This is a genomic window from Methylobacterium segetis, from assembly GCF_004348265.1.
In the GTDB taxonomy this organism is placed as follows: domain Bacteria; phylum Pseudomonadota; class Alphaproteobacteria; order Rhizobiales; family Beijerinckiaceae; genus Methylobacterium; species Methylobacterium segetis.
Genome location: NZ_SMNT01000210.1, coordinates 1 through 2,610 on the forward strand (window position 1 = coordinate 1; position 2,610 = coordinate 2,610).

Annotated in this window: 3 protein-coding genes; 1 reads left to right on the forward strand and 2 read right to left on the reverse strand. The window is 75.5% G+C overall.

Features of this window, described 5'->3' with window-relative positions:
• The coding region (locus E1J50_RS26005; protein ID WP_207919305.1) for a proline dehydrogenase family protein at positions 1–1,547 on the reverse strand (1,547 nt) is incomplete at its 3' end.
• Positions 1,548–1,661: 114 nt separating this feature from the next.
• Positions 1,662–1,868, reverse strand: coding sequence for a hypothetical protein (locus E1J50_RS26010; RefSeq protein WP_132257140.1), 207 nt, complete (start codon positions 1,866–1,868; stop codon positions 1,662–1,664).
• 402 nt (positions 1,869–2,270) lie between these two features.
• Between E1J50_RS26010 and E1J50_RS27665 the strand changes: the two genes are divergently transcribed.
• The gene (locus tag E1J50_RS27665) at positions 2,271–2,528 is read left to right on the forward strand and encodes a hypothetical protein (RefSeq protein WP_165937985.1); all 258 of its coding nucleotides are present in this window, start codon (positions 2,271–2,273) and stop codon (positions 2,526–2,528) included.
• The last annotated feature ends 82 nt before the right edge of the window (positions 2,529–2,610 follow it).

A 2,610-nucleotide genomic window follows, 5' to 3' on the forward strand; every position in this document is an offset into this window, starting at 1 on the left:
CGGCGCCCCGGCGCGTGGATCTCCCGCGGCAGGGGCAGGCGCGGGTGGCGCGCGCGCTCGGGCGCGCCGACGCTCGCGGCCGGGCGCCGCAGCAGGGTCTCGACGGGCACGGCCGGGTCGGCGGCGAGCGAGACGAAGGACGAGTTTGCCCCGTTCTCCAGGAGCCGCCGCACGAGGTAGGCGAGGAGGTCGCGGTGGCCGCCGACCGGCGCGTAGGTGCGGCAGGCCGTGCCGGGGCGCGTCGCCAGGAGCCGCCCGTAGAGGGCCTCGCCCATCCCGTGCAGGCGCTGGAACTCGTAGCCCTCGGGGCGGCCGGCCCACTCCGCGATGCTCGCGACGGTGAGCGCGTTGTGGGTGGCGAATTGCGGGAAGAGATGGGGCCTGTGCGCGAGGAGCCGCTCGGCGGCGGCCATGTAGCTGAGGTCGGTCGTGGCCTTGCGGGTGAAGACGGGGTAGTCGGCCAAGCCCCGCTCCTGCGCCCGCTTCACCTCCGTGTCCCAGTAGGCGCCCTTCACGAGGCGCACCATCAGGCGCCGCCCGAGCCCGCGGGCGAGGTCGGCCACGTGGTCGATCACGGCCAGGCAGCGCTTCTGATAGGCCTGGACCGCGAGGCCGTATCCATCCCAGCCGGCCAGCGAGGGGTCGGCGAGCACCGAGGCGAAGACCTCGAGGGAGAGTTCGAGCCGGTCGGCCTCCTCGGCATCCACCGTGAAGCAGAGGTCGTGGGCCCGGGCCGCCCGGGCGAGATCGAGGAGGACGGGCACCACCTCGTCCATCACGCGCGCCCGGCCGAGGGGCTCGTAGCGCGGGTGCAGGGCCGAGAGCTTGACCGAGATGCCGGGCCGATCCGGCAGGGGCGCGTCGCCGGCCGACCGGCCGATCGCCGCGATGGCCCCCGCATAGGCCGCGCGGTAGGCCTCGGCGTCAGCGGCCGTGCGGGCGCCCTCGCCCAGCATGTCGAAGGAGTAGCGGTAGGGCCGGCCCTCGGGCGTGGCCGCGCGCCGCAGGGCCGCGCCGATCGTCTCCCCGAGCACGAAATGGCCGCCCATCACCCGCATGCCCTGGCGCGCGGCGGTGCGCAGGGCCGGCAGGCCGATGCGCTTGGCCAGCGCGGCGAGCACCCCCTCCGGCGTCTCGCCGGGCTGGATGATCCGGGCCGAGAGGCCGAGCGCCCAGGCCGAGGCGTTGACGAGGAGCGCCTCCGAGCGGATCGCGTGGTGGGCGAAATCGCCCTGGCCGAGCTTGTCCTCGATCAGCCGGTCGGCAGTGGCGGCGTCCGGCACCCGCAGCAGCGCCTCGGCGAGCACCATCAGGGCGAGGCCCTCGCGGGTCGTGAGGCTGTATTCGCGCAGCATCGCCTCGACGCCGCCGAGGCCCCCGTGCTCCGTCCGGATGGCGCCGACGAGATCCCGGGCGAGGGCGTCGACCCGCCCCTCGGCCGCCGCATCGGGGGAAGGGCCCGCCAGCAGCCCGCGCACGAGAGCCGCGTCGTCCGGCGCGTAGGGCGCGGCGAAGGCGGGGAGGGTGGGCGAGACCGGGAGCGGCATGGTGGCGATCTCGAGCGGGCGCGGCCCGGCGCTCCGCGGCAGGATCCGTGCCGGAAGGCGCTCACCGCACCGGCCGGCGCGGTCGGATCCTAGCACGGGATCGGGGCGGGGCCGTCACTCCGCCTGCGGCGTCTTCCGGTCCTCGTAGGCGCTGTGAGCCGGCTCGCCCTGGTCGCCGGGCTCCGTCGCGCCGGGGGAACTCGCGCCCTCGGAGGGGCCGGTGACCGTCCGGTCCGGGTAGGCGCGGGGGCCGGCGGGGGGCTGGGCCGGATCCTCGCCGGGACCGGGGGTGGTCGGGTCGGGGGCGGTGACGCGGCTCATGGGCCGTCTCCTCGAAGTCGATGCTCCAGGGAGACGGCCGGGCGGCGGGGCGGGTTCCGCCACCCCGCTGGACGTCTGTCAGTTGAGGGCTTGGTGCTCGCGCGTGATGAGCCGATCAGCTCGGCCAGGAATGCCACCTGGCATCCGGTTCGCTCGGTTGACGGGGTCGATTCCGCGGGGCGTCCACACGCCGGCGACCGGCCGGTGATTGGTGTCCGGGAGGCCTGAACCTGTCAACCGGTCGTGATGCGGGCGCTCCGCAAGACAATCTCCGGGCGAAGATTGGCGGAAAGGCGGCGCATCTCCGGCAAACCGCGTCCGGATGGCGCGGGCCTCATCCATTTGGAGGATGTCTTTCCGGCCGCGCCGCGGCTTCCTCACGCCGCAAGAACGAGGTGTGTCATGCAGCGTGTGAAGAATCAGCCGACCTGGCTCGCCCGGCGCGCCGAGCGCCTGCGCGTACGCCGCGGCAGCGCCCGCGTGGTGCGCTGGATCGCCTACGCCTCCGGCGCCGAGGGGGCGGAGGCGCCGACGGACGGCGCGACGGCGGCCATTCCGGACGGGGAGGCGCGGGCACCGGAGGCGGGGGATGCGGACGCGTCCGGCAACGTCGTGCGCCTGCGCCCCCGCGCGGCCCGGGGGCCGGCAGAACCCGTCTGAGTGCCGCGGCCGGCCGCACGACGACCTCTCGCGCGTCGACAGGCTCTTGCGATCCGGCAGGCTCTTGGGATCCGGCAGGCTC